A 689-nucleotide genomic window follows, 5' to 3' on the forward strand; every position below is an offset into this window, starting at 1 on the left:
TACGCCAGTTCGGGATAAGAAAGTTCTCTAAAAAGTTGGTAATCTCGCTATTATTTTGTAACTTTATAGTTGAAAATCAATCACTTACAAAACATATATAGCGATGATTACCACAGACAAAGTTACAGAAATATTTTGTATATTGGATGAGTTCTGCAAGAATTTAGATGCAGAGTTAACTAAAAACCTACATATCGCCCCCATAGACGAGGGATATAAGCGCATGCGAAACCGTAAAGGACAGATGTCCAAGAGCGAAATCATGACCATCCTGTTGTGCTATCATTTTGGCTCTTTCCGCAACTTCAAGCACTATTACCTCTTCTTCATCAAGGAGCATCTGGCAAGCTACTTCCCTAAGGCCGTGTCCTACACGCGTTTCGTGGAACTCATGCCTCGCGTGTTCTTCGAGCTGATGGCCTTCATGCGCATCCAAGGTTTTGGAAAGTGCACGGGCATTAGTTTCGTGGACAGCACGATGATTCCCGTATGCCACAACATGAGAAGGAATTTCAACAAGGTGTTTGATGGACTTGCTAAGAACGGAAAGGGAACAATGGGGTGGTGTCATGGTTTCAAGCTTCATCTGCTGTGCAACGAGATGGGCGATGTACTCACGTTCTGCCTAACTCCCGCAAACGTGGACGACAGGGACCCTAGGGTGTGGCAGGTCTTCACCAAGGTGCTCT

Annotated in this window: 1 protein-coding gene; it reads left to right on the plus strand. The window is 45.0% G+C overall.

From position 1 onward, the window contains the following. Positions 1-103: 103 nt before the first annotated feature. The coding region (locus tag HMPREF2983_RS01705; protein ID WP_141757608.1) for a transposase at positions 104-689 on the plus strand (586 nt) is incomplete at its 3' end.

Origin of the sequence: Prevotella sp. HMSC077E09, assembly GCF_001814685.1 — a bacterium.
GTDB classification, from domain to species: domain Bacteria; phylum Bacteroidota; class Bacteroidia; order Bacteroidales; family Bacteroidaceae; genus Prevotella; species Prevotella oris.